We start from the raw sequence: 523 nt of genomic DNA on the forward strand, positions 1-523 counted from the left end.
TGGAAATGGATCTAGAGTTAGATGCTATAGAACAAGCTACTTCTCTAACAATAAACGCTTGGTCACCTGCCGAACAAGATTCTGTAAACTCTGAAGCCAGTGAACCCACAATAAACGCACAGGGAGATGTAGAAAATTCGGATTTGGAAGCGGTAATTGATACAGATGAGTCTTTTAACACCTCGGTTCCTTTGACGGTGGATGAGGCTCAACAACTATCAGATGCATTACTATTACGACTCAGAATGTCCAAATATCGTGGTTCTATCAAATTTCTGGGATCTGCAGATGCCAAACCGAATACCCTTATTGCCTTAACGGGCTTAGGAGAGCTTTTTGATGGCAATGCCTATATATCCAGTGTACACCACGACTTTAGTAACGGGAGTTGGACTACAGAAATACAAATAGGTGTACTCCCAGAATTGCACAGTCAAAAAGTAAAAAATGCGCCCTCAGAACCGGATACAAAAGATTCAATTATTGATGTAAAAGGAATGCAAGTAGGGGTTGTCAAAGACAC

General features: G+C 41.1%; 1 protein-coding gene. It reads left to right on the forward strand.

All coding sequences use genetic code 11. The features are described 5' to 3' along the window. Positions 1 to 523 (forward strand): hypothetical protein (locus tag SM447_RS29985; RefSeq protein WP_474576223.1); only part of this gene is annotated, 523 nt, incomplete at both ends.

It is taken from the genome of Micromonospora aridisoli (genome assembly GCF_056150025.1).